This window comes from Aeromonas sp. FDAARGOS 1418 (genome assembly GCF_019048585.1).
In the GTDB taxonomy this organism is placed as follows: domain Bacteria; phylum Pseudomonadota; class Gammaproteobacteria; order Enterobacterales; family Aeromonadaceae; genus Aeromonas; species Aeromonas caviae.
Window position 1 is genome coordinate 4,384,519 of the sequence record NZ_CP077387.1, and the last position, 22,336, is coordinate 4,406,854.

General features: G+C 63.2%; 23 protein-coding genes. 11 read left to right on the forward strand and 12 right to left on the reverse strand.

From position 1 onward, the window contains the following. Nucleotides 1–18 precede the first annotated feature (18 nt). The 3 genes from glsB to trmB all read right to left on the reverse strand — a co-directional run bounded on the left by glsB (nt 19) and on the right by trmB (nt 2,108). The gene (gene glsB / locus I6L48_RS20515; protein WP_010675499.1) at nt 19–939 is read right to left on the reverse strand and encodes a glutaminase B; all 921 of its coding nucleotides are present in this window, start codon (nt 937–939) and stop codon (nt 19–21) included. Between the two features lie 96 nt (nt 940–1,035). Beyond that, entirely contained in the window at nt 1,036–1,368 is a 333-nt protein-coding gene (locus I6L48_RS20520) for a YggL family protein (protein ID WP_039040181.1), read from the reverse strand. A 26-nt stretch (nt 1,369–1,394) separates the two neighbouring features. Next, nucleotides 1,395–2,108: a tRNA (guanosine(46)-N7)-methyltransferase TrmB gene (trmB, locus tag I6L48_RS20525; protein ID WP_010675501.1), complete on the reverse strand. Its 714-nt coding sequence runs from the start codon at nt 2,106–2,108 to the stop codon at nt 1,395–1,397. A 260-nt stretch (nt 2,109–2,368) separates the two neighbouring features. On the opposite strand from trmB, the gene I6L48_RS20530 reads away from it, so the two are divergent. Further along, the gene (locus I6L48_RS20530; RefSeq protein WP_042014277.1) at nt 2,369–3,436 is read left to right on the forward strand and encodes a M28 family metallopeptidase; all 1,068 of its coding nucleotides are present in this window, start codon (nt 2,369–2,371) and stop codon (nt 3,434–3,436) included. Nucleotides 3,437–3,635: 199 nt separating this feature from the next. Beyond that, nucleotides 3,636–4,817 carry a PLP-dependent aminotransferase family protein gene (locus I6L48_RS20535; protein WP_113068910.1) on the forward strand — a complete coding sequence of 394 codons (1,182 nt, stop codon included), beginning with the start codon at nt 3,636–3,638 and terminating at the stop codon, nt 4,815–4,817. Between the two features lie 64 nt (nt 4,818–4,881). Here I6L48_RS20535 and I6L48_RS20540 read toward each other — a convergent pair whose 3' ends face one another. Continuing rightward, nucleotides 4,882–6,423: a cyclic diguanylate phosphodiesterase gene (locus I6L48_RS20540; RefSeq protein ID WP_041212429.1), complete on the reverse strand. Its 1,542-nt coding sequence runs from the start codon at nt 6,421–6,423 to the stop codon at nt 4,882–4,884. Between the two features lie 245 nt (nt 6,424–6,668). Here I6L48_RS20540 and I6L48_RS20545 point away from each other — a divergent pair, with 245 nt between their 5' ends. Continuing rightward, nucleotides 6,669–7,574, forward strand: a complete 906-nt coding sequence (locus I6L48_RS20545) for a TIGR01777 family oxidoreductase (protein WP_113068911.1) — start codon at nt 6,669–6,671, stop codon at nt 7,572–7,574. A gap of 42 nt (nt 7,575–7,616) precedes the next feature. On the opposite strand, the gene I6L48_RS20550 is transcribed toward I6L48_RS20545, so the two are convergent. Both I6L48_RS20550 and I6L48_RS20555 read right to left on the reverse strand, forming a co-directional pair. Beyond that, complete coding sequence (locus I6L48_RS20550) at nt 7,617–10,058, reverse strand: ABC transporter permease (protein ID WP_216987654.1); 2,442 nt, start codon at nt 10,056–10,058, stop codon at nt 7,617–7,619. A gap of 64 nt (nt 10,059–10,122) precedes the next feature. Further along, a complete protein-coding gene (locus tag I6L48_RS20555) occupies nt 10,123–10,833 on the reverse strand; it encodes an ABC transporter ATP-binding protein (RefSeq protein WP_216987655.1) in 711 nt (236 codons plus the stop codon). A 57-nt stretch (nt 10,834–10,890) separates the two neighbouring features. Here I6L48_RS20555 and I6L48_RS20560 point away from each other — a divergent pair, with 57 nt between their 5' ends. Further along, nucleotides 10,891–11,499, forward strand: coding sequence for an arylesterase (locus I6L48_RS20560; RefSeq protein ID WP_039040186.1), 609 nt, complete (start codon nt 10,891–10,893; stop codon nt 11,497–11,499). Between the two features lie 87 nt (nt 11,500–11,586). On the opposite strand, the gene I6L48_RS20565 is transcribed toward I6L48_RS20560, so the two are convergent. The 3 genes from I6L48_RS20565 to I6L48_RS20575 form a co-directional block, all read right to left on the reverse strand. Further along, nucleotides 11,587–12,531, reverse strand: a complete 945-nt coding sequence (locus I6L48_RS20565; protein ID WP_041212426.1) for a chemotaxis protein CheV — start codon at nt 12,529–12,531, stop codon at nt 11,587–11,589. Between the two features lie 335 nt (nt 12,532–12,866). Beyond that, nucleotides 12,867–13,967, reverse strand: a complete 1,101-nt coding sequence (locus I6L48_RS20570; RefSeq protein ID WP_043156284.1) for a porin — start codon at nt 13,965–13,967, stop codon at nt 12,867–12,869. Nucleotides 13,968–14,294: 327 nt separating this feature from the next. After that, nucleotides 14,295–14,705, reverse strand: coding sequence for a CBS domain-containing protein (locus I6L48_RS20575; RefSeq protein ID WP_041212425.1), 411 nt, complete (start codon nt 14,703–14,705; stop codon nt 14,295–14,297). A 147-nt stretch (nt 14,706–14,852) separates the two neighbouring features. Between I6L48_RS20575 and I6L48_RS20580 the strand changes: the two genes are divergently transcribed. The 3 genes from I6L48_RS20580 to I6L48_RS20590 are packed head-to-tail and all read left to right on the forward strand — an operon-like array spanning nt 14,853 to nt 18,065. Next, nucleotides 14,853–16,763, forward strand: coding sequence for an ABC transporter ATP-binding protein (locus I6L48_RS20580; RefSeq protein ID WP_113068913.1), 1,911 nt, complete (start codon nt 14,853–14,855; stop codon nt 16,761–16,763). Beyond that, nucleotides 16,756–17,217, forward strand: coding sequence for a DUF2390 domain-containing protein (locus I6L48_RS20585; RefSeq protein ID WP_039040190.1), 462 nt, complete (start codon nt 16,756–16,758; stop codon nt 17,215–17,217). Before I6L48_RS20580 ends, I6L48_RS20585 begins: the two co-directional genes overlap by 8 nt. Then, a complete protein-coding gene (locus I6L48_RS20590) occupies nt 17,211–18,065 on the forward strand; it encodes a 23S rRNA (adenine(2030)-N(6))-methyltransferase RlmJ (protein WP_102948406.1) in 855 nt (284 codons plus the stop codon). Before I6L48_RS20585 ends, I6L48_RS20590 begins: the two co-directional genes overlap by 7 nt. 50 nt (nt 18,066–18,115) lie before the next feature. On the opposite strand, the gene I6L48_RS20595 is transcribed toward I6L48_RS20590, so the two are convergent. Together I6L48_RS20595 and I6L48_RS20865 are read right to left on the reverse strand one after the other, a co-directional pair. Then, nucleotides 18,116–18,817 carry a LysR substrate-binding domain-containing protein gene (locus I6L48_RS20595; RefSeq protein ID WP_225159518.1) on the reverse strand — a complete coding sequence of 234 codons (702 nt, stop codon included), beginning with the start codon at nt 18,815–18,817 and terminating at the stop codon, nt 18,116–18,118. Next, nucleotides 18,760–19,044 carry a LysR family transcriptional regulator gene (locus tag I6L48_RS20865; protein ID WP_225159520.1) on the reverse strand — a complete coding sequence of 95 codons (285 nt, stop codon included), beginning with the start codon at nt 19,042–19,044 and terminating at the stop codon, nt 18,760–18,762. Before I6L48_RS20865 ends, I6L48_RS20595 begins: the two co-directional genes overlap by 58 nt. A 109-nt stretch (nt 19,045–19,153) precedes the next feature. On the opposite strand from I6L48_RS20865, the gene I6L48_RS20600 reads away from it, so the two are divergent. Continuing rightward, nucleotides 19,154–19,753, forward strand: a complete 600-nt coding sequence (locus I6L48_RS20600) for an FMN-dependent NADH-azoreductase (protein WP_113068914.1) — start codon at nt 19,154–19,156, stop codon at nt 19,751–19,753. A gap of 114 nt (nt 19,754–19,867) precedes the next feature. On the opposite strand, the gene I6L48_RS20605 is transcribed toward I6L48_RS20600, so the two are convergent. Beyond that, complete coding sequence (locus I6L48_RS20605) at nt 19,868–20,089, reverse strand: hypothetical protein (protein WP_039040192.1); 222 nt, start codon at nt 20,087–20,089, stop codon at nt 19,868–19,870. A gap of 179 nt (nt 20,090–20,268) precedes the next feature. Here I6L48_RS20605 and I6L48_RS20610 point away from each other — a divergent pair, with 179 nt between their 5' ends. The 3 genes from I6L48_RS20610 (at nt 20,269) to I6L48_RS20620 (ending at nt 22,151) form a co-directional block, all read left to right on the forward strand. Continuing rightward, a complete protein-coding gene (locus I6L48_RS20610; protein ID WP_039040193.1) occupies nt 20,269–20,637 on the forward strand; it encodes a DUF2061 domain-containing protein in 369 nt (122 codons plus the stop codon). A gap of 110 nt (nt 20,638–20,747) precedes the next feature. Beyond that, complete coding sequence (locus I6L48_RS20615; protein WP_113068915.1) at nt 20,748–21,341, forward strand: MliC family protein; 594 nt, start codon at nt 20,748–20,750, stop codon at nt 21,339–21,341. A 381-nt stretch (nt 21,342–21,722) separates the two neighbouring features. Continuing rightward, entirely contained in the window at nt 21,723–22,151 is a 429-nt protein-coding gene (locus I6L48_RS20620) for a VOC family protein (RefSeq protein ID WP_216987656.1), read from the forward strand. The last annotated feature ends 185 nt before the right edge of the window (nt 22,152–22,336 follow it).

Genomic DNA, 22,336 nt, shown 5'->3' on the forward strand with positions numbered 1-22,336 from the left:
GATGCATAGTGAAGAGAGTTAAAAAATGGAGCGGCCCAGGCGCTCGGCCAGCAGCTCCAGCGCCGCCGTCCCGGCCAGGGAGTTGCCCGCCTTGTTGAGCTCGGGTGACCAGACGCAGATGGAAAGCTCTCCCGGGATCAGCGCCATGATGCCGCCCCCCACCCCGGATTTCCCCGGCATGCCGACCCGGTAGGCGAAGTCGCCCGCCTCGTCATAGAGGCCGCAGGTGGCGAGCAGGGCATTGACCTGCTTGGTGGTCCGGGCCGGCAGCAGGGGCGTGCTCTCGCCAAGGGGCACGCCCCGGTTGGCCAGATAGACGAAGGCTCGTGCCAGATCGACGCAGCTCATGCGGATGGCGCAGGCATTGAAGTAGCTCTGCAATACCTTGTCCACCTCGTTCTCGAAGTTGCCATAGGCCTTCATCAGATAGGCGATGGCGGCATTGCGGGCGGAGTGCTGGTACTCGGAGCGCGCCACCACCTGATCCGCCATGATGGCCGGGTTGCCGCACAGGCGGCGCACCAGCTCCAGAGTGCGTTGGCGGGGAGCTGTGAGCCGGGTTTCCAGCAGATCGCTCACCACCAGGGCACCGGCGTTGATAAAGGGGTTGCGGGGAATGCCCTGCTCGAACTCCAGCTGGACGAGGGAGTTGAACGGCTGACCGGAGGGCTCCTTGCCCACCCTGGCCCAGATCTCCTCCTCCTGATAGAGGGTCAAGGCCAGCGTGAGGCTCAGGGCCTTGGAGATACTCTGGATGGAGAAAGGCTCGAAAGCGTCACCTGCGGTGAACAATTCCCCTTCAACGGTACAGACCGCGATCCCCAGCCGGTCGGCAGGCACCTGGGCCAGGGCGGGAATGTAATCGGCCACCTTCCCCTGCCCGAGCAGCGGACGCACCTCTTCCAGGATGCCGGCCAGTAATTCGGATGACAACACCATTGGCTATTCCATGACGTGAAACGAGGCGGGGCCAGCCCACCGACAAAAATCCCGCCGGCGGCGGGATTTTCTATCTGCCCGGGAGGCAGTCAGATATCAGGCCGGCTCGCCGTACCAGAGATCGAACAGCTCGGTGACCACCACGGCCTCCAGCCCTTTGCCTTGCAGCCAGGTCTGAACGGCGGAACGGTCTTCGTCGGTGCACTTGCCGAGCTGCTGGGTGCAGATCATCCCTTCCCAGGCCAGGTGACCCGAGCCGGCGAAGGCCAGCTTGCGAGGCTCAATCACCTCGTCGATCAGCGCATCGACCACGGCATCAATGGTCTCTTCGGCGGTGCCGACCGGGAAGTTGAAACTGATGTCGAACCCCATTTCCTGGAATTCATCGACGCGCAGTTTCTTACGCAGACGGCGGCTACGGTTGGCCATGATAGCTCCTTAGTTGATACGTTGACTCAGTTGACTCGTTTGAAAATCAGATCCCAGACACCGTGGCCCAGACGATGGCCACGCTGCTCGAATTTGGTCAGGGGGCGCCAGTCGGGACGGGGCACCCAGTTGCCGGTGGCGGAGGTGTTCTCGTACCCCTCGGCGGCACTCATCACCTCCAGCATGTGCTCGGCGTAGTTCTCCCAGTCGGTGGCCATGTGGAAGACGCCACCGATGGCAAGCTTCTGGCGGATATCCTGGGCAAAGGCAGGCTGCACGATGCGACGCTTGTGGTGGCGGCTCTTGTGCCAGGGGTCCGGGAAGAAGAGCTGCAGGCAGGAGAGAGAACCGTTCGGGATCATGTGCTCCAGCACTTCCACCGCATCGTGGCAGATGACGCGCAGGTTGGTGACGCCCGCCTCCTGGGCGGTGCCAAGGCAGGCGCCCACACCCGGAGAGTGCACCTCGATGCCGATGAAGTTCTTCTCGGGGGCGTTCTTGGCCATCTCCACCAGGGAGGCGCCCATGCCGAACCCGATCTCCAGCACCACGGGTGCCTCGCGGCCAAACAGGGCCACCATGTCGAGCGGCTCTGGTGCGAAATCGATGCCCATGACCGGCCAGAGCTCTTCCAGGGCCTTCTCCTGCCCTTTGGTCAGGCGGCCTTCGCGACGGACGAAGCTGCGGATCTTGCGCATGAACTTGCCGTCTTCGTTAAACACATCTTGGGTCACAGACATAGTAAATTGCTCGTTATTGCATCGCTCTGGAACAGAGCCGACATAAATGGATCGCTCGTTATTGCATCAGTTCGCAAAAACAGGGGAGCGAATTATCCCAAGATAGGCACAAGGCGCAAGTGTTTCCCACAACAAATCCCCCGGGACTGCCCACATCCACCGGCAAGGTTGACAAATGCCACCCCCTTCACAGAATCTGCCGGACGTCGGGTTCATCCTGACGCGGAAAAATAAAACCATATACAACAAAGGATTGCAGTATGAAGAAAACCCTGTTGGCCCTTGTCCTGCCTGCCCTGCTGGCCGGTTGCAACCCCTCTGACAACGACTCCCAACCCCCTGCCCCCGCGGCTCAAGCCCATGAATTTCTGGTGCAACTGAGCTCTGGCGCAGAAGGGATAGGCGCTCGTCCCACGGGCACCGAGGCCGAAACCCGCGCCGCCGCCTGGATCCAGGATCACCTGGCCGGCTGGGGCTACGAGGTGCAGAATCAGCCGTTCACCTACACCCGGGGCGGCACAGACCGAACTTCCCAGAACATCGTCGCCGAGCTCAAGGGTCAGAGCGACAGGGTGATCCTCATCGGTGCCCACTATGACAGCACCGGCGAGAAGAAAGGATCCGAAGGCGCCACCGACAACGGGGCCGGCGTCGCCGCCCTGCTGGCGGTTGCCGAGGCACTCAAGGGAGAGACCCTGCCCTACACGGTGCGCTTCGCCTTCTTCGGCGCCGAGGAGAACGGCCTCAACGGCTCCAAAGCCTATGCCGCCAGTCTCGACACCGATGCCGTCGCCAAGCTGCTGGCCATGGTGAACTACGACACCATCGCCGGGGGTGACATCGTCTATGTCCACTCGGCCCACTCCGACGTGGCCGAGTACAACTGCGCCGACCCGAGCCGCTACAGCTTCGATCCCAAGGTGCGCGATCGCCTGCTGGCCATCTCCCAGCAGACCGCCACCCCGTTCGCCATCCACCCCAGCTACAGCGGCTATCCGGAAGGGGAGACCGGCAGCTGGTCCGATCATGCCCCCTTCGCCTGCCTGGGGGTGCCCATCGCCTACGTGGAGGCCACCAACTTCACCATCAACGGGGAAGATGGCTATGACGGCTACTCCCAGAGCACCAATCCGGCGCTGTGGGACTGCTACGACGACGCCACCAAAAGCGCCTGCGACCGGGACAGCGAGACCCAGTGGGGCAAGATCTGGCACACGGAGCATGATCGCCTCGACAAGATGGCCGAGCTCTTCCCGGGCCGGATTGAGCAGCAGCTCGGGGCCAACACCGACCTGATGATCCGCTTCCTCAAGGCGCCGGGGCTCTGAGCCCCATCCCGCCCGATGTCCCCCTGACAGGGGTTTTTGCGCCCCCGGCCGGGGTCGGGACGATAAAATTCGGGCAGGTGCCAAACCTGCCCTTTTTTATGGATTTTTGTGACAGCCATTGCCTCATTTCTGAAATCTGATACAAACGGATAACCTGGCGGTTGAATGGAGCGACCGCCACCTAGTCAGAGAGAACCCTATGCAGCCGTTTTTTGCCCAGCGCTTCGAGAAGGTCGAGCCTTCCTTTATCCGCGAAATCCTCAAAGTTGCCGCCAATCCGGAGATCATCTCCTTCGCCGGCGGCCTGCCCAACCCCCATCTGTTCCCGGTCAAGGCCATCGAGCAAGCGTGCCAGGACGTGCTGCGCGAGCAGGGAGCCGCCGCGCTGCAATACGCCACCACCGAGGGCTTTGCCCCGCTGCGCCAGTTCATCGCCGACCGCTACCTGAGCCGCCACGGCATGACCGTCAATCCTGACAACATCCTCATCACCAGCGGCTCCCAGCAGGCGCTGGATCTGCTGGGCAAGGTGCTGGTGAACGAGGGGCAGGATCTCATCATCGAAGAGCCGGGCTACCTTGGCGCCATCCAGGCGTTCTCCGTCTATCAACCGAATTTCAAGCCCATCACCCTGGCGGAAGAGGGGCTGGATCTGGCCGCGCTGGATGCGCTGCTGGAGCAGGGCTCCAGCGCCAGGCTGCTCTACGGAGTGCCCAACTTCCAGAACCCGAGTGGAGTTTCCTACAGCCGCGCCAACCGGGAAGCCCTGGCGGAGCGCCTGGTGCGCCACGATCTGCTGATGGTGGAAGACGACCCCTATGGCGAGCTGCGCTTCGAGGGGGAACACCTCCCTCCCATCGCCAAGCTGGCCCCCCACAACACCGTGCTGCTCGGGTCCTTCTCCAAGACAGTCGTGCCCGCCTTCCGCCTGGGGTGGATGGTGGTGCCGGACTGGCTGCGCAAGAAGGTCACCATCGCCAAGCAGGCCACCGACCTGCACAGCAACGCCTTCAGCCAGCAGGTGCTGCACCGCTTCCTGACCGACAACTCCCTCGACGCTCACCTGGAGAAGATCAAGGAGGTCTATGGTCGCCAGCGTGCCGCCATGGAAGCCGCCCTCGCCCGCCACTGTCCGCCCGGCGTCAGCTACACCCGTCCCGAAGGGGGCATGTTCCTCTGGCTGACCCTGCCGTCCAGCGTCAGTGCCATGGCCCTGTTCGACGAGGCCATCAAGGAGAAGGTTGCCTTTGTGCCCGGCGCCCCCTTCTATGTGCGCCCCGAGATCCAGAATACCCTGCGCCTGAGCTTCTCCTGTGTGGATGAAGCGACCACGGAAGAGGGTGTTCAGCGTCTGTGCCGCGCCCTGGCCCGCATGCTCTGAGCCATCCGGCCATAAAAAAACCAGCGACCCGGTCGCTGGTTTTTTTTTGCCTCGCGCTTGCCCCTCAGCGCCCCTGCCCGGCCAGCTGGCTGACAAACTCCTTCATGGGCATGGGCCTGCCAAACAGATAGCCTTGCAGGAAGGTCACCTCGCGGGCCTTCAGATAGTCGGCCTGCACCTGATTCTCCACCCCTTCCGCCACCAGTTGCAGACCGAGCCGGGTCGCCAGATCGATGACGTTCTCCACGATGTGGCTGGAGAGCGCGTCCGACCCAATCATGCCGACGAAGCTCTGATCGATCTTGAGGAAGTCGACCTGGAAGGTCTGCAGGTAGGTCAGGCTGGAGTGGCCGGTGCCGAAATCGTCGATGGCGATGAAGACCCCGAGGGCATGCAGCTCGGCAAAGAGCCGGTCCGTCGTCTCGTCCGCCACGATGAGCTCGCGCTCGGTCAGCTCCAGCACCAGCTTGATGGGATTCCCCTTGAAGGCGTTGATGAAATCCCGGCAATCCTCCACCAGGCTCAGATCCTTGCAGTGGCTGGCGCTGATGTTGAAGCCAAAGTGGAACCCTCGCGGCAGATGGTGCGCCTTGCCCGCAAACTGTTCGCGCACCTGCGCCATCAGCAGCCGGGTCATGGGCACGATGAGACCACTGTCCTCTGCCAGGGGAATGAAGCGATCCGGCGAGATCATCCCCTGACGGGGGTGTTGCCAGCGCATCAGCACCTCGCAACCGCTCCATTGGCCGTCCTCCCCGTTCACCACGGGTTGCAGATAGGGGATGAACTCCTGCTGGGACAGTGCCCGTTTCAGCTCCTGGGCCGGCGAAGTCGAACGTCCCATCAGCCAGAAGACCGCCACCCCGAGCAGCAGGCTCAGCAGAGGATAAATAATGACGCCCACCTTGGAGTAGTCCCAGATGTGGGCACGGTACTCATCCACCGACACCGTGGTCACTACCTTGAACGGGTACCTGGTCGAGACCTGTTCTAGATAGCCACTGCGGTCCTTGGGGATCAGCTTGTCGGTGAGCTCGCTGTTTCGCAGCAGCATCTCGTTGCCGACCACCAGCCCCAGTGGGGAGTTGCGGCTCAGCATGTCCAGGATGTTGAGCAGGTAGTAGCCGTCGACCCCCACCAGCACGCTGAACTCGCCCACCTCTTCCCGGTAGGCGATGAGGGGGCGATTCGGGGTGACCGGGTTGCCCTTCATCAGGTCGAGCCTGCCCCCGACATAGTCATCCAGTTTGATGCCGCCATCGACCGGGCCATAGAGGGAAGAGCAGTAGATCCGATCCCCCCTGGCCAGGTTGACGCTGCGCACATCCGGCACCGTGGCCACCTGATCCCTGAGCCCCTGCACCACCTCGAGACAGGGCCTGCCCAGGCTGCCGGTGAGGGCCGACGCCGCCAACTGGGCATTGTCCAGAGTGCGGTCGAACATGACCCTGGCATGTTCCAGGCGCGCCACCGCATCCTGTTTCACGCCGGTGGCGGTCTGCCAGATGACGATGACGAGCCCAAGGAGCATGGGCAACAGACCGGCCAGCAAGGCACAGAGCAGCCGGACATAGAATTGACGCACCTTCAAACGTCGAAATGGCATAACGGCCCTCATGAACATGGCGAAAAAGCGCTCGAGTTTACCCGCTGGCGCCCGTTTGGCAAGCCGGAATGAGCCCCTGATACCGCCGCGCCACGGCGCCCCCCGTGGTCGCAAAGCCCGGCAACCCCGTGGACAAAGGGGGCGGCGTCTTGGGAGACAAAAATCATAATGCTCATAAAAACAGGAGCTTGTCCATCGGGCACCCAGGCTCTAGAGTAGACCCTAGAGCGTCAGGGAGGCAGGACATGAAGATACTGATCACGGGGGGCACGGGGTTTATCGGCCGCCGTCTGGTGGCACACCTCAAGGTGGCGCACGAAGTAGTCGTGCTGACCCGCCAGGGCAGCCGGGCCTACGAGCTGCTCGGCCACGATGTCACCCTGCTGGACAGCCTGGACAGGCTGGATCACCTCAATGACGTGGACATCGTCATCAACCTGGCCGGCGAACCCATCGCCGCCGGACGCTGGAGCGAGTCCCGCAAGCAGTTGCTCTGCAACAGCCGCTGGCTGCTGACCGAACAGCTGGTGGATCTCGTCAAACTCTCCAGCACGCCCCCCAGATTGCTGCTCAATGCCTCCGCCATCGGCTGGTATGGCCGCCAGGATGACGCCCCTCTGGATGAAACATGCCAGAGCCCTCACGACGAATTCACCCACCGTCTCTGTCAGCAGTGGGAGCAGCTTGCCCAGCAGGCCCGCTCGGCCCAGACCCGGGTCTGCATCCTGCGCATCGGCCTGGTACTCGGCATGGAGGGGGGCGCCTTGCCCAGGATGCTGCCCCCTTACCGCCTCGGCCTCGGCGGCCCCATGGGCAGCGGCACCCAGATGATGAGCTGGATCCACGTGCAGGATCTGGTGCGGGCCATGCTGTTTCTCATCGAGCACGGCGAGTGTGACGGCATCTTCAACGGCACGGCCCCGCAACCGGTCAGCAATCGCCGGTTCAGCGAGACCCTGGCCGCCACGCTCCATCGCCCGCACCTCTTCTTCGTACCAGCCCCCCTCCTGCGACTCATGATGGGAGAGGCGGCGGATCTGCTGCTCACCGGACAGCAGGTACTGCCCGCCCGCTTGCAGCAGGCCGGTTTTCACTTCAGCTTCCCGGCCCTGCCCGGCGCTCTGGACAATCTGCTGCACTCACCCCGTTGACCCAATGACACATCCCGACCGAGGTCGGGATGTGTCGAGCCATCAGAGCAGCCCCTGCCCCAGTCCCCTGAGCCGGTCGCTCAGGGTACCCGCCAGCAGTTGGCGGCGCATGCCCTGTCCGGCCAGGGTCACCAGCAAGGCCCCAAGCAGGGGGAGTGCAGCCCAGATGGCCCAGTGGAACTGCCACTGCGCCCCCTCCCACCACCACTGCAGGCCGAAGGAGCAGAGCTCCACCACCATGGCGGCGCAAAGCCCCGCCAGGGCACCGCTCGCCACCAGCTCCCAGCGCAACATCTTCTCGAGCAGGGCGCTCCCCGCCCCCAAGGTGCGCATCAGCAGCAGCTCCCGGCGCCGATGGGCCATGCCGGCCTGGGTCTGGGTCAGCAGCACCAGCAGGGCGGCCACCGTCACCAGCCCGAGCATCAACCCCAGGGCACGGCTCACCTGATCGGAGACCAGGGTGAGGCGGCCTATCAGATCCTCCACATCGATGAGGCTCACCGTGGGGTGGCGACGGATGAGTTCCACCTCTGCCCCTCGCCCCTCAGGCGGCAGACGATAGCTGCCGAGCCAGGTCTGGGAGAAGGGGGCCAACACGTCCGGCGAGAAGATCATGTAGAAGTTCGGCCTCATGTTGTCCCACTTGATGGACCTCAGGCTGGTCACCCTGGCCTCGAACGCCCGCCCCTCTATGGTGAAGCCGAGCACGTCTCCGAGTGCGATGCCGAGCCGTCCCGCCAGCGCCTCGTCGACGGAGACCTCCCCCTTGCCGGCCAGCCATTGACCGGCAGTGACCTTGTTGTCGGCGGGCAGGGCCGATGTGGTGGTGAAGTTGAGCTCCCTGTCCACCCCCTCCCGCGCCGCATCCTCCCCCACCGCCTCACCGGCGATACGGGTCAGGCGCCCGCGCACCATGGGGTAGAAGTCCGAGGTGATGGCCCCGGCCTGGTGCAGATCGGCCAGGATCCCTTCCCGCTCGCTGTCCGCCACATTGACCAGAAAGCGGTTCGGGGCATCGGCAGGCAACCGGGTGGAAAAATCCTCCAGCAGATCGACCCGCGCCGCCCACAGCAGCCCGAACAGCATCAGGGCCAGGGCGAAGCCCGCCAACTGGAACAGACCACTGCCCCGCTCCCGGGAGAGGTGATTGATGGCCAGGCGCAGGGCATGGGGCCCCTTGAGCCGACTGCCAAGACGCAGCAGCACGGAGGCGAGCAGGGCCAGCAGCGCCATCAACACCCCCATGCCGCCGATGAGCCCGCAGGCCAGCCTGATGTCGGCGGTAAAGCCCCACACCAGGGCAAACAGCCCGATGAGCCCCACGGGCACCGTCAGCCAGGGGGGGATCCCCGCCTCCAGTTCCCGGCGCAGCACCCGCAGCGGCGGTACCTTGAGCAGCCTCAGGAAGGGAACGAACGCCAGCATCAGGGTGATGAAGAAGGCGACCGCGAGGCCAAGGGCAAAGGGTCGCCAGGAGGGGGGCGGCAGATCCGCAGGCAGCAGATCCCCCAGCAGGTTCAGGGTCAGCCACTGCATGGCGCTGCCCGCCACCAGCCCCATCAGGGCCCCCACCAGGGTCAGGGAGAACAGCAGGGTGCCCATCAGTTGCCACAGGGTGCGCCGCGAGGCCCCCAAGGTCTTGAGCAGGGCCACCATGTTGGTCTGGCGCTCGGCGAAATGACGCACCGCTATCCCCATGGCCAGGGCGCCGAGCAGCACGCCGGCAAGGGATGCCAGACGGAAGAAGCGCTCGGCATTGCCCAGGGATTTCCCCACCTGGGTACCCTGATCGTCGGGTTTGACGAGCTTCTGCCCGGCGCTCAGCCTGGGGTTGAGCCAGGCCTCATAGCGGGCGATGGCGTCGCGGGGTCCCTTGACGAGATAGCGCCACTGCTGGCGACTGCCCGGCAGCAGGGCCCCGGTCGCTTCGATATCGGCGCTGTGGATCAAGGCCCTTGGCGCCATCTGGAAGGGGCTGAACCCCTGATCCGGCTCCTGGCCCAGCTCCCCTGCCACCGTCAGCCGGGTGTTGCCGACCTCGAGTGCCTCCCCCACCTTGGCGCCGAGCAGCTGCATCACCCTGGCGGAGAGCCAGATCTCGCCGGGCGCCGGGGCGCGCTGGGGAGTGAGCTCCAGCTTGCCGTAGAAGGGAAAATCCCCGGGCACGGCGCGGATGGAGGCCAGTTGCAGAGTATCGCCGTGAAACAGCATGCTGTTGAAGCTGACCGTGGTCTGCACGGCCAACCCCTCCTGATGCGCCTGCGCCAGCCACTCTGCCGGTGCCGGCGTCGCGGAGCGCAGCACCCTGTCCCCTCCGATGAAATCCCGCCCGGAGGCCTTGAGCCCCGCGTCCAGCCGATCCGCCACCAGAGCCACGCTGAGCACGCAGGCGACGCTCAGCGCCAGCGCCAGCACAAACCAGCGCAGCTCGCCGCTGAACCCTTCCCGGCGCAGCAGCTTCAATCCCAGTCGCCACTGACTCATGACGCCTCCCTCACCGTCCATGCTGCTGCCAACGATCCCCTGGTGCAGCTCTGTCTCCACTGACTCATGACAGCTCTCCCACCCTGGCCGCCATGACAGCCTGTGCCTCCAGCCGCCCGGCTGACATCACCAGCTGCCGCTGGCAGCGCTGGGCCAGCTCATGGTCATGGGTCACCACCACCAGGGTGGTGTTGTGCTCGCGGTTGAGACGAAACAGCAGTTCGATCACCGTCTCCCCGGTCTTGCTGTCGAGGTTGCCGGTGGGCTCGTCCGCCAGCAGCAGGCTGGGGCGGGTCATGAAGGCACGGGCAATGGCGACCCGCTGCTGCTCGCCGCCAGAGAGGCGCGGCGGCAGGTGGTGCAACCGCTCCCCCAGACCGACCTGTGCCAGCAGCTCCCGGGCACGGGGCTCGCTGTCGGTCTCCCCCCGCAGCTCGGCCGGCAACATGACGTTTTCCAGGGCGCTCAGGGTGGGCAGCAGCAGGAACGACTGGAACACGAACCCCACCTGCTCGGCCCGCAGCCTGGCGCGCCCCTCCTCGTCCAGCCGGGTGAGGGAGTGGCCGAGGATCTCTATCTCGCCGCTGCTCGGCAGATCGAGACCGGCCAGCAAACCGAGCAGGGTGGACTTGCCGGAACCGGACGCACCGACCAGCGCCAGCGTCTCGCCGGTATTGACTTGCATATCGATCCCTTCAAGGATGGTGAGGCTTTCCTGACCGAGGCGAACGGTTTTACCGAGTCCCCTGACGGCGATAATGGGCGTTGAACTCATCTTGGGTATCCTGTTTGCCTGAACCTGTAATGACAATAGAACGTGGGAGTTGACTGCATGATGCGTCTCTTGTTTGCCGTGAGTTGCCTGTGCTGCTGGGCAGCGTCCGTCCAGGCCCAGACCCTGCTGGTACTGGGCGACAGCCTGAGCGCCGGCTACCAGATGCAGGCCGAACAGAGCTGGCCTGCCCTGCTCAATGAAAAGTGGCAGCAGCAGGGGGGAGAACACACCCTCATCAATGCCAGCATCAGCGGTGAAACGACCCAGGGCGGCCTGGCCCGCCTGCCCGCCCTGCTCGAAACCCACAAACCGGACTGGGTGTTGATCGAACTCGGCGCCAACGACGGGCTGCGGGGATTTGCTCCCGCCATCACCCGGGCCAACCTGACCAAGATGATCGAGCTCACCCGGGCGCACCAGGCGAAGACGGTGCTGACCCAGATCCTGCTGCCCCGCAACTATGGGGCGCGCTATCTGCAACAGTTCGAGCAGATCTTCCCGGATCTTGCGAAGGCCAACGACCTGCCGCTGATGCCCTTCTTTCTGGATGATATTGTGCTGCGCCCTGAACTCATGATGAACGATGGACTGCACCCGACGGCCGCCGCCCAGCCTCGGATCCGCGACAAGGTCGCCCGCTTTGTCGAGCCTCTGCTGACTCAGTAGCCCGGTGGCCGGGCCCATGGCCCTTCCCCTTGCCCAGCAAAAAGCCCCCGCATGGCGGGGGCTTTTTCATGGTTCGGCGTGCCGGGTTCAACGACCCAGGATCTGCCGCATCCGCTGCTGGGCCACGTCCACCAGCAAGTCGGGCTGGAATTTGGAGATGAAGCGATCACACCCCACCTTCTTGACCATGGCCTCGTTGAAGTTACCGCTCAGAGAAGTATTCAGGGTGATGAAGAGATCGGACATGCGCGGATCGCTGCGCACCTCGTGAGTCAGGCGATAACCATCCATCTCCGGCATCTCGGCGTCCGTGATCATCAGCATGATCTCGTCGGTCACCTTCTTGCCCGCATCGCACCACCCCTTGAGCAACTTGAGGGCCTGCAAGCCGTCCTGGCACTCGATGACCTCGAGCCCGAGCTGGGCGAGGGTCTCGCGCACCTGGTTGCGGGCCGTGCTGGAGTCATCGACGATGAGCACTCGGCGTCCCTGCATCTGGGGCAGGATCTCCTCGTCCAGCACCTCGGACGAGATGCGCACGTCATAGGTGATGATCTCCGCCAGCACCTTCTCCACGTCGATGATCTCGACGATCTGGTCGACCCCCCCTTCCGGGATGCGGGTGATGGCGGTGAGGTAGTTGGCACGACCCGCCGAACGGGGCGGCGGCAGTATGTCCTTCCAGGTCATGTTGACGATGTGGGCCACCTGCCCCACCAGGAATCCCTGAATGGTGCGGTTGTACTCGGTGATGATGAGGTTGGACTCCTGATCGATGGCCATGGGACGCATCCCGATGGCACCGCGCAGGTTGATGACGGGGATGGAGACGCCGCGAATGTTGGCGACGCCGCTGATGTTGTGGTGGGACCCCGGCATCTTGTTAAGATGAGGCAGCTTGACCACTTCCCGCACCTTGAAGACGTTGATCGCAAACAGTTGCTGGGCACCCAAACGGAACATCAGCAGTTCCAGGCGATTCTCCCCTACAAGCTGGGTACGTTGATCCACTGAATCCAATATGCTCGCCATATAACGCCCTTACGTCCATTTCCCGAAATTGCCCCGCACCGGAGCTGCGACATGCCAACCAGCCCCGCTTTCCCTGTCGGGACAACGCAAGCCTATATAGAAATAATGAAAAGCGTCGAGGAAAGATAGGATCTTGACCACGGGGCGTGATCATCGCCCCATCACTGCCTCATGGCAAGCACAGCCACGCACCGGCCCCGACAACAAGGGTATCGACCACACGGGGCCATTGCTGAACCCCGGCGTGCCGCTCTTGTCATCCAGCGCGGTCCGCCAGCAACAAAAAGACCGGCCACATGGGCCGGTCCTGGGATGTGCAGTGCGTCCGGGACGACTTAGAAGTTGTACTGCAGGGCCACGGCGACGATGTCGTCGGTGGACTTGTTCAGGCTGTTCTTGCCGGTGGAACCCACTTCGTCCAGCAGGTTGATCTTGTAGTCCACGTAGGCATTGAAGTTGTCGGTGAAGTTGTACCAGGCACCCACGGAGACGTATTCGGTCGCGGTGTCATCGATGCCGTGAGCGCTGTCCTTCACGTCGGTACGCAGGTAGGCCAGGGAGGGCTTGAACTTCGGCGTGATGTTGTACTGCACGACCGCTTCGTAGCCATCCATCTTCTCGGCGTAACCGCGCAGGGAGCCGGTGTCCACGAAGAGGTGATCTTCACCGTGGGAGTAGGTGGCGGCCATGTAGAGGTTGCCGACGGCGTACTTGGCGCCCACCCCGAACAGCTTGGCGTCGCTGTCGCCGCCGAAGCTCACGTTCTCGGCCTGCTCGTCGGTCTTGCCTGCCTGGTTGTAGGCAGCACCCAGGCTCAGGCCCATGTTGAAGTCATAGTTGGCAGAGAGGGCATACCCCTCGGAAGAACCTTTCGGGCTCCAGGTGCTGTTCGGGCCGACACGCTCGCTGCGGCTCGCGTTCTGCGGGTCGTTGTTGCCGGTGAACTGGGCACCCAGGGTCAGCCCCTGCCAGTTGTACATGTACTGGGCCAGGCCGTTGGTACGACCGGTGCCGAACACCTCGGTGTCCTTGCCCAGACCATCACCACCCCACTCCGGCAGCACGTCGGTGTAGTTGTTCACCGCCTTGGTGAACAGACCGTCCTGGCGACCGTAGCTGAAGGCACCGAAGCGATCGTGCTTGATGCCCGCATAGGCGTAACGCAGCTCGTCGTTGTCAGAACCGGAGACCGGCAGGTTGTACTCGGCGAAGCCGAACGCGGTCAGATCCTCGTCAACCTTGGTTTCACCTGCAATGTGCAGACGCAGGTAGCTGGCATCGCCTTCGGTGGCGTTGTCATCGGTGCCGTAGTACATGCCGTTGACGCGGCCGCCGATGTCCAGTTTGGTACCATTCTGATCGTAAACGTTGGCGGCCTGTGCACCACCGGCCAGCAGCAGGCTGGAGATGGCCATCGTCAATGCTGTCTTTTTCATTGTTCTTTCCTCAGGTGTAAGCACTCTCTGTCAGACCAGAGTTCGGTCGTGATGATCGGTTGATGTGCCGATGGCCTAAGGTAGATCCGGAAACCTTGATGGGAACTGAAGCGGCGAACGATTAATTATAAAAGCATCAATTCGAGCTGACGCCGCGACATATAGTGTCACATGAAATGACAACGGTAGAATTTATGACCATGAAAATCATTTTTGCAACACAAGCGATCTGAAAAATTTGATGAATGCAGTTTAATCTTTCAGAAAAGCGAGAAGCTGGGAGCCCTGCCGGGCGACACGGACTCCCCGCACACCTTCCCCGCCCCGTCAGACCGGCTGCCAGCCGCGCATGACCCTCAGCAGATCCTTCCAGCTCACTATGCCCACCAGAGCGCCGTTCTCCAGCACAGGCAGACAGGAGATCTGGTGCTCCAGCATGAGGCCGGCGGCCTCTTTCAGGGAGCGTTCGGGGGAGACGGTGATGGGTTCACGGCTCATGATCTGGTGGGCGCGCCGGTTGAGGGTCTCGGTGTCCCGGTTCATCTCGGCATCCGTGTCCAGATAGGGGCTGATGGCACGCAGCAGATCCCGGTCCGAGATGACCCCCACCAGCTTCTCTTCCTCCACCACCAGGAGGTGGCGGAAATGGGCCTGCTCGAAGATCTCCTTGATGACGCTCAGCCTGTCATCCATGGAAACGGTCGCAACCCGGGTCGTCATGATCTCTTTAATCAACATGGTCAGCCTCCTGCCCCCCAGATGTCTCTGTTATGACACGTTTTTCCGGCGGCAGCCATCCCCCCCGCCCTCAAGTGCAAATTTGTGTCATTTCACGTAAGATCCGCGCCAGTTTCTCTCCTTCAATCGAGCCAAGCAGACCCATCCATGATAGTTGCCAGTCAAATCGAACTGATCCGCGGCGGCCGCACGCTGCTGGACAACGCGTCCGCCACCATACACCCCGGCCACAAGGTGGGCCTGGTGGGCAAGAACGGCTGTGGCAAGTCCACCTTCTTTGCGCTGGTGCGGGGCGAGCTGGCCATCGACAACGGCAGCTTCAGCCTGCCCGCCGGCTGGCAGATTGCCGGCGTGGCCCAGGAGACCCCGGCGCTGGACTGCTCCGCCCTGGAATACGTGATCGACGGCGACAAGGAGTTCCGCGCCCTGGAGGCCGAGCTCGCCCGGGCCGAGGCGGATGACAACGGTCTGCTGGTGGCCGAGCTGCACGGCAAGCTCGATACCATAGGTGCCTACAGCATTCGCGCCCGCGCCGCCGAGCTGCTGCACGGTCTGGGTTTTGGCGGCGATCAGCTCGACTCGCCGGTCAGAAGCTTCTCCGGCGGCTGGCGCATGCGCCTGAACCTGGCCCAGGCGCTGCTCTGCCGCTCCGATCTGCTGCTGCTGGATGAACCGACCAACCACCTGGATCTGGACGCCGTCATCTGGCTGGAGAAGTGGCTCAAGGGCTATCAGGGCACGCTGGTACTCATTTCTCACGACCGCGACTTCCTCGACTCCGTGGTGAATCGCATCATCCATATCGAGAACGGCAAGCTCAACGAATACAGCGGCGGCTACTCCGACTTCGAACTGCAACGGGCCGAGCACCTGGCCCAGCAGCAGTCCATGTACGAGAAGCAGCAGCGAGAGATGGCCCACATGCAATCCTATGTGGACCGCTTCCGCTACAAGGCCTCCAAGGCCCGTCAGGCCCAGAGCCGCTTGAAGGCCATGGAGCGGATGGAGAAGATCCTGCCCGCCCACGCCGACTCCGAGTTCAGCTTCGAGTTTCGCGAGCCGTCGGCCCTGCCGACCCCGCTCATCGCCATGGAGAACCTCAGCGCCGGTTACGGCGACAAGGTGATCCTGGAGAAGATCAAGCTCAACCTGGTGCCGGGCTCGCGCATCGGCCTGCTCGGTCGCAACGGCGCCGGCAAGTCCACCTTTATCAAGATGCTGTCGGGCTCCAACCCGCCCCTCTCCGGCAAGCTGGAGGTGAGCGCCGGGGTGAGCATCGGCTACTTCGCCCAGCATCAGCTCGAGACCCTGCGCCTCGATGACAGCCCCCTCGATCACCTGGTGCGCCTGGCCCCGGACAAGACCGAGCAGGAGCTTCGCAACTACCTCGGCAGCTTCGGTTTTCATGGCGACAAGGTACTCGACAAGGTGGCCCCCTTCTCCGGCGGCGAGAAGGCGCGGCTGGTGCTGGCCCTCATCACCTGGCAAAAGCCCAACCTGCTGCTCCTGGATGAACCGACCAACCACCTGGATCTGGAGATGCGCCACGCCCTGACCATGGCCCTGCAAGGGTTCGAAGGGGCCATGGTGGTGGTCTCTCACGACCGTCATCTGCTGCGCACCACCACGGATGACTTCTATCTGGTCCACGGCGGCCGGGTCGAGCCCTTCGATGGGGATCTCGACGACTACCACAAGTGGCTCGGCGAGCAGGAGAAAGAGGCCAATGCCAAGCCGGCAGATGGCACTGTCTCCGCCAACTCGGCGGTGGCGCGCAAGGATCAGAAGCGCCTCGAAGCCCAGTTCCGGCAAGCGACCCGGCCGCTGCGCCAGAAGCTCGAGAAGCTCGAAACCAGCATGGAGAAGCTGCAAGGCAGGCTCGCCGATATCGAGCACCAGCTCGCCGATCCCGCCATCTATGAAGAGAGCGCCAAGGGCAAGCTCTCCGAGCTGCTCAAGTCCCAGGGCCCCCTCAAGGAGGAGCTGGAGCACGTCGAGCTGGAGTGGATGAGCCTCTCCGAGGAGCTGGAAACCATGGAGCAGGCCTTCTTTGCGTGATGAAGCCTTGATGGCCAGCGAGCGGGTCAGCCCCGACGCCCTGCCCACCCCTTCCGAGTTCTGGACATGGAGCACAGGCGCCTATGGCCAGCGCAGCCAGGACTGGCTCCACGTGCAAAGCATGGGGGGCAACGTCAACCTGGCACTCCTGCTGCACCACCTCGACCTGCTCCGGATCCCGGTCGACCTCACGGACTTGCAACCCGCCCTGGTACAGACCGAGGCGGTGCTGCTCCCCTGGCGCACCCTGCGCCAGCAGGCCAAGTCACGGGTGGGAGCTGAGGAGTACCAGACCATGCTGGCCCACGAACTGGAGCTGGAGCGGCTGCAACAGGGGGTGTTGCTGCAGACCCTGCGCACCCTCGCCCTGTTTCGCGGCGACAGCCGCAACCTGTTTCACTATCTATCGTTACTGGGTGCCCAGCAGGGCCCCCTCAGAGATCTCATATGCTGAGCTACCGCCACGCCTTTCACGCCGGCAACCACGCCGACGTGCTCAAACACGCCGTCCAGGCCCTGATCATCGAGTCCCTCAAGAAGAAGGAAAAACCCTTCATCGTGCTGGACACCCATGCCGGTGGCGGTCTCTACGACCTGCGCGGCGACTGGTCCCAGAAGAAGGCGGAATACGCCGACGGGATCAAACGCCTGTGGGATGAACGGGCCCAGTGGTCTGCCATGGCCCCCTATCTGGGTGTCATCGAGGAGATGAACAGCGATGGTCAGCTGCACTACTACCCCGGCTCGCCGGAGCTGTCACGCCGCCTCATCCGCGATCAGGACAAGCTGGCGCTGATGGAGCTGCACAACAACGAGGTGGAAGATCTTCGCGCCAACATGGGGTACGACCCCCGCGTCGCCGTCCACCATCGCGACGGCTTCGAGGGGCTGGTGGCCCTGCTGCCGCCCACCCCACGCCGTGGCCTGGTGCTGATCGACCCACCCTATGAGCTCAAGGAAGATTACTTCGCCGTGGTCGATACCCTGAAAAAGGCACAGAAGCGCTGGGCCACTGGCATCTATGCGCTCTGGTATCCCATCCTCGGGCAAGAGGCGGACAAGTCCCGCGACATGCTCAAAGCGATCAAGCGGGAGAACTTCGGCAACGTCCTGGTGGCCGAGCTGGAAGTGGCCGGCCAGACTGCCGATTGGGGCATGAACGGCTCCGGCATGCTGATCATCAGCCCCCCCTGGATGCTGGACGAGCAGATCGAAGCCTTCTTGAAACCCCTGTGCGCCAGGCTGGCCCAGGGCACCGGCGCCCAGTACAGGGTGGAGTGGCTGAACAAGGCCGAGGCCTGACCCTCGGAACCACAGAAAATGAAAAAGGGCCTGTCACAGCAGGCCCTTTTTCATTGGGGCTCATTACCCGGCACGTTCACGCTGGCCAGCTGCTCGGGCAGCCGGCTCGCCAACCAGTCGATGGCCATTCTGGTCTTGAGCGGCAAGTGCGGGCTGTGGGGCCAGAGGGCGTTGATGGGATAGCGCCGACCCGGCAATCGGGCCAGCAGCTCGCGCAGCTCGCCCCGCTCAAGGTGGGGCCGCGCCAGCCAGGTCGGCAGCCAGGCGAGACCAAAGCCCGCGATGGCTGCCTGGGTGATGGCGTTGAGATCGTCCATCTGCAACCGCCCTCTGGGCTGGACTTCGCGCCATGCCTCGGCCTCCTGCCACCACCACGACAGCACCCGCCCCTGGCGCAGATAGGCAATGCACTCATGATCCGGTAGCTCAGCCAGGGTCACAGGTTCCCCCCGCTCGGCCAGATAGGCGGGCGAGGCGCAGAGCGTCATACCGTGCTCCCCGAGCCTGCGCGCCGCCAGATCCAGGCTGTCCGGCGGCTCTGCGTTGCGGATCACCAGATCCACCCCCTCCTCCACCAGATCCACCTTGCGGTCGCTGAACGACAGCTCCAGGGCCAGCCCGGGATGCGCCTTCGCCAGCGCCAGCAAAATGGGGGCCACGCACTGCTGGCCGAACAGCACCGGCATGGAGACCTTCAATCTGCCGTTGAGGGTGAGCTTGTTGCTGGCCAGCGCCGCTTCCCCAAGACGCACCTCCTCCAGCGCCCGCAGGCAGTGGCGATAGAAGAGCGCCCCTCCTCGGTCAGGCTCTGGCTGCGGGTGGTGCGATGAAACAGTTGCACGCCGAGACGCAGCTCCAGCCGCGCCACCCCCTTGCCCACCGCCGAGCGTGTGAGGTGAAGCCGCTCCGCCGCCTGGGCGAAGCTGCCCGCCTCCACTACTGTGGCGAAGAGATCGATGCCGTTGAGCGTGTTTGCCATCTATTGCATACCTTTTGGAACCAATATGGCGAAATACTATCAGCACTGCGGAAAAAAATGACTGGTAAGCTCCCTTCATTCTTCACACGTTTCAGATGGAGTTCCCCTCATGAGCCAGATCCTGCTGCTGCAATCCAGCCTCAACGGCCCCGCATCCCGCACCAACCAGTTGATGGAGCGCTTCCTGCAAACACGCCGGGAGCAGGGCCACCAGGACCAGGTGGTGGTGCGCGACCTGACCGCCCTCGACTTGCCCGCCCTCGACAGCCCGTTGTTTCACGCCCTGCGGGGGGCGGAACCTGCCAATGAGGCCATCCGGCAGGCGGTGGCGCTGTCGGATCGGCTGATTGCCGAACTCAAGGCCGCCGACCTGCTGCTGATCGGCGCCCCCATGTACAACCTCAACGTGCCGACCCCCCTCAAGAACTGGTTCGATCTGGTGGCGCGGGCCGGGGTGACCTTCCGTTACACCGACACCTACCCCATGGGGCTGGTGGAGGGGGTCAACGCCCTGGTGTTCAGCAGCCGCGGCGGCGTGCATCAGGGACAGGCGACGGATGCGGTCACCCCCTACCTCCAATCCGTGCTCGGCCTGATGGGCATCGCGGAGGTGGAATTCGTCTACGCAGAGGGGATGGATCTGCACCCCCACGGGGCGGAACAGGGAATGCGCGAAGCCCATGCTCGGATCGCTGGCCTAGGCAGGTAGGGCCATCACCCGATCTTGCCCCTTCCAACCGGCCACCTGCTGCGCGGGACATTCCAAGTAAAAAAGCCCCGCAAGGGGCTTTTCTATGACTGCGGCAGTAGCGGCTGAGGGGGACTAGGCTTGCCTGGCATCGGCGCCTGCGGGCATGTCCCGCCAGAGCGCCAGAATGAGCAGCGCCAGCAGGGCAAAGGGCGGCACCAGGCAGAGCAGCACGCACAGGAAGGTGACAAGCCCCGGGTGGCGGCTCTTGCGCCGGGCCAGTCGCCATGCCACCACGCCGACGACGATCATCAGCAGCAGCATGAAGAGAACAAACAGGTTGGAGTTGATGGTCATGAAAGCTCCTTTTTCATGGCAAAAGGCACACTCTAGCGCCGTTGCGGTCCCGGGCAACTCCCTATCTGGTGGTGCCTTCCTGGTCGATAGGCATTTTCTATTTCGCCAATAGATGAGAATGGTTTTCATTTGATGGAGTTCTGGGTGATACTGCCTTCATCGCCAGAGGAGACACCACCATGAAAAAGACCATCAGCTTCGCCATCCTGCACTTTTGTGTCGCCTTCACCGTGGCTTACCTGCTGACCGGCGAACTGCTCACCGCCAGCCTGATCGCCCTCATCGAGCCCGCCGTGAACACGGTCGCCTTCTACTTCCACGACCTTGGCTGGCACAAGCTCAAGCCCCACCACAGCCTGCAGGCCAAGACCAGCAGCTTCGCCCTGGTCCACTTCTCGGTGGCCTTCGGTGTCGCCTACCTGCTGAGTGGCGAGCTGCTCACCGGCGGCGTGATGGCACTGATCGAACCTGCCATCAACACCGTCGTTTTCTTCTTCCACGAGCGGCTGTGGCGCAGCCGCCAGACCTTGGCGCTGGCCGGCGTCTGATTGCCATGCAGGGCCGCCCGCCACCCAAAAACACGAGGTGCTCCTGCCTACTTCGGGTGTAAAGTGTGCTCTGGTCACGGGGCATCATGCCCCCTGTTGGAGCCCTGTCGATGAACAAGATCTTGCTTGGAACCCTGCTGTTTTCCCCTCTGCTTGCCACGGCGGCCACCCCGTCCTTCGAGTGCGCCAAGGCGAAAGGCGCCGCCGAAACCCTCATCTGCAAGGATGCCGGACTGGCTGCGCTGGATAACGAGCTGTCAGCCCTCTATCCCAAGGCGATTGCCGGGTTCTCCCCCGAGCAGCAGAAGAGCGAGCGCGCCATCCAGCGCGGCTGGATCAAGGGGCGCAACGACTGCTGGAAGGCGGGCGACCTGCGCCAGTGCGTGGAAGAGAGCTACCAGTTGCGGATCACCGAGTTGCAGATAAAAGGCGGCCAACTGAGGGTGCCGACGCCGATTGATTACCAGTGCGGCAAGAGCCTCACCCTCTCCACCTACTTCTACAACGAGGCCAAGCGGCCCGCCGCCATGATCAATTTGAGCGAGGGGAACGACCAGCAGCAGGTGCTCGCCTATGAGACCCCCAGCGCCAGCGGCGCCCGGTACGAGGGACAAAACCTCACCTTCTGGACCAAGGGGAGCGACGCCATGCTGGAGCGCTACGGTCAGCCCCCCCTCAACTGCAGCGAGATCCCGGGCAACTGATCCCCCGCCCGGCCAAGGGCCGGGCAACCACTCCCGTACAGGCAGCAAGAGGGTCACCAGTTGGTGGCCACTCGCCCCCCTTTTACCTATGCCCAGCCCTCTCTCGCCAATCCAGCCCGGACGCCAGGCTTTCGGGCTGGCCTCCATTTGTTGATCTTGCCCGGCAATTCGCCATTTCCTCCTTCCCCTTCGCTCGCGGGCCGTTAATATAGCCAATTGGCAACACACGCCTCGTCGGAGTCTCCCATGAGCCATGCCAACCACGCCCCTTTGGTCAATCGCAGCAAGCTGGAAGCTGACATTCAGGGCGGTAGCGTCGCCAAAGGGCACAACCGGCAAGAGGTAAGTGACTGATTCAACCATGTCGAGTGGAGTGAATGTATGGAAACGCACACACTGCATCGGGGTCGGCTGATCGACCATCTCCAGCTGGTGGTGAAAGACCTGACCGCCAGCGAGCGCTTTTACAGGGCCATACTGGCCACCCTCGATGTGCCAATCGGCGGTGCGGGTGAGGGTTACTTCTGGGCTGACGAGCTGTTTGTCACATCCATCGACAGCCCGGCAGCGCTCGGCGCACTGACCGGTCGCCATCACCTCGCCTTCCAGGCGCAGGACCGCGCCACAGTCGATCGCTTCTATCAGGCAGCGCTGGCCCATGGCGGCCAGGATAACGGCGCCCCCGGCGAGCGGGTCTATCACCCCGGCTATTACGCCGCCTTTGTCCTCGATCAGGACGGCAATAACATCGAAGCGGTCTATCACGGCGAGGCAAAGCGGAGTGCGGAGTCGGTGGAAATTCGGTTTTAGCAAATAACAGAACACCGGTGGTATGGACTTAGCCATGGTGCAGCGAGATGACTACGCCTTGCTCAACATAGCGATTCCCTCGTTTTTCATTGCTGTTTTTCACCCTGGAAAAAGTAAAGTCAAAAGAGCATGGGTATATTCAGAGAAAATTTGACAGAGTTATAATCCTGAATTAATACTCCACC

Excerpts from the sequence above, each read along its gene's own strand:
- glsB (WP_010675499.1), bottom strand. The coding sequence starts at position 939 with ATGGTGTTGTCATCCGAATTACTGGCCGGCATCCTGGAAGAGGTGCGT.
- I6L48_RS20520 (WP_039040181.1), bottom strand. The coding sequence starts at position 1,368 with ATGGCCAACCGTAGCCGCCGTCTGCGTAAGAAACTGCGCGTCGATGAA.
- trmB (WP_010675501.1), bottom strand. The coding sequence starts at position 2,108 with ATGTCTGTGACCCAAGATGTGTTTAACGAAGACGGCAAGTTCATGCGC.
- I6L48_RS20530 (WP_042014277.1), top strand. The coding sequence starts at position 2,369 with ATGAAGAAAACCCTGTTGGCCCTTGTCCTGCCTGCCCTGCTGGCCGGT.
- I6L48_RS20535 (WP_113068910.1), top strand. The coding sequence starts at position 3,636 with ATGCAGCCGTTTTTTGCCCAGCGCTTCGAGAAGGTCGAGCCTTCCTTT.
- I6L48_RS20540 (WP_041212429.1), bottom strand. The coding sequence starts at position 6,423 with ATGCCATTTCGACGTTTGAAGGTGCGTCAATTCTATGTCCGGCTGCTC.
- I6L48_RS20545 (WP_113068911.1), top strand. The coding sequence starts at position 6,669 with ATGAAGATACTGATCACGGGGGGCACGGGGTTTATCGGCCGCCGTCTG.
- I6L48_RS20550 (WP_216987654.1), bottom strand. The coding sequence starts at position 10,058 with ATGAGTCAGTGGCGACTGGGATTGAAGCTGCTGCGCCGGGAAGGGTTC.
- I6L48_RS20555 (WP_216987655.1), bottom strand. The coding sequence starts at position 10,833 with ATGAGTTCAACGCCCATTATCGCCGTCAGGGGACTCGGTAAAACCGTT.
- I6L48_RS20560 (WP_039040186.1), top strand. The coding sequence starts at position 10,891 with ATGATGCGTCTCTTGTTTGCCGTGAGTTGCCTGTGCTGCTGGGCAGCG.
- I6L48_RS20565 (WP_041212426.1), bottom strand. The coding sequence starts at position 12,531 with ATGGCGAGCATATTGGATTCAGTGGATCAACGTACCCAGCTTGTAGGG.
- I6L48_RS20570 (WP_043156284.1), bottom strand. The coding sequence starts at position 13,967 with ATGAAAAAGACAGCATTGACGATGGCCATCTCCAGCCTGCTGCTGGCC.
- I6L48_RS20575 (WP_041212425.1), bottom strand. The coding sequence starts at position 14,705 with ATGTTGATTAAAGAGATCATGACGACCCGGGTTGCGACCGTTTCCATG.
- I6L48_RS20580 (WP_113068913.1), top strand. The coding sequence starts at position 14,853 with ATGATAGTTGCCAGTCAAATCGAACTGATCCGCGGCGGCCGCACGCTG.
- I6L48_RS20590 (WP_102948406.1), top strand. The coding sequence starts at position 17,211 with ATGCTGAGCTACCGCCACGCCTTTCACGCCGGCAACCACGCCGACGTG.
- I6L48_RS20865 (WP_225159520.1), bottom strand. The coding sequence starts at position 19,044 with ATGGCAAACACGCTCAACGGCATCGATCTCTTCGCCACAGTAGTGGAG.
- I6L48_RS20600 (WP_113068914.1), top strand. The coding sequence starts at position 19,154 with ATGAGCCAGATCCTGCTGCTGCAATCCAGCCTCAACGGCCCCGCATCC.
- I6L48_RS20605 (WP_039040192.1), bottom strand. The coding sequence starts at position 20,089 with ATGACCATCAACTCCAACCTGTTTGTTCTCTTCATGCTGCTGCTGATG.
- I6L48_RS20610 (WP_039040193.1), top strand. The coding sequence starts at position 20,269 with ATGAAAAAGACCATCAGCTTCGCCATCCTGCACTTTTGTGTCGCCTTC.
- I6L48_RS20615 (WP_113068915.1), top strand. The coding sequence starts at position 20,748 with ATGAACAAGATCTTGCTTGGAACCCTGCTGTTTTCCCCTCTGCTTGCC.
- I6L48_RS20620 (WP_216987656.1), top strand. The coding sequence starts at position 21,723 with ATGGAAACGCACACACTGCATCGGGGTCGGCTGATCGACCATCTCCAG.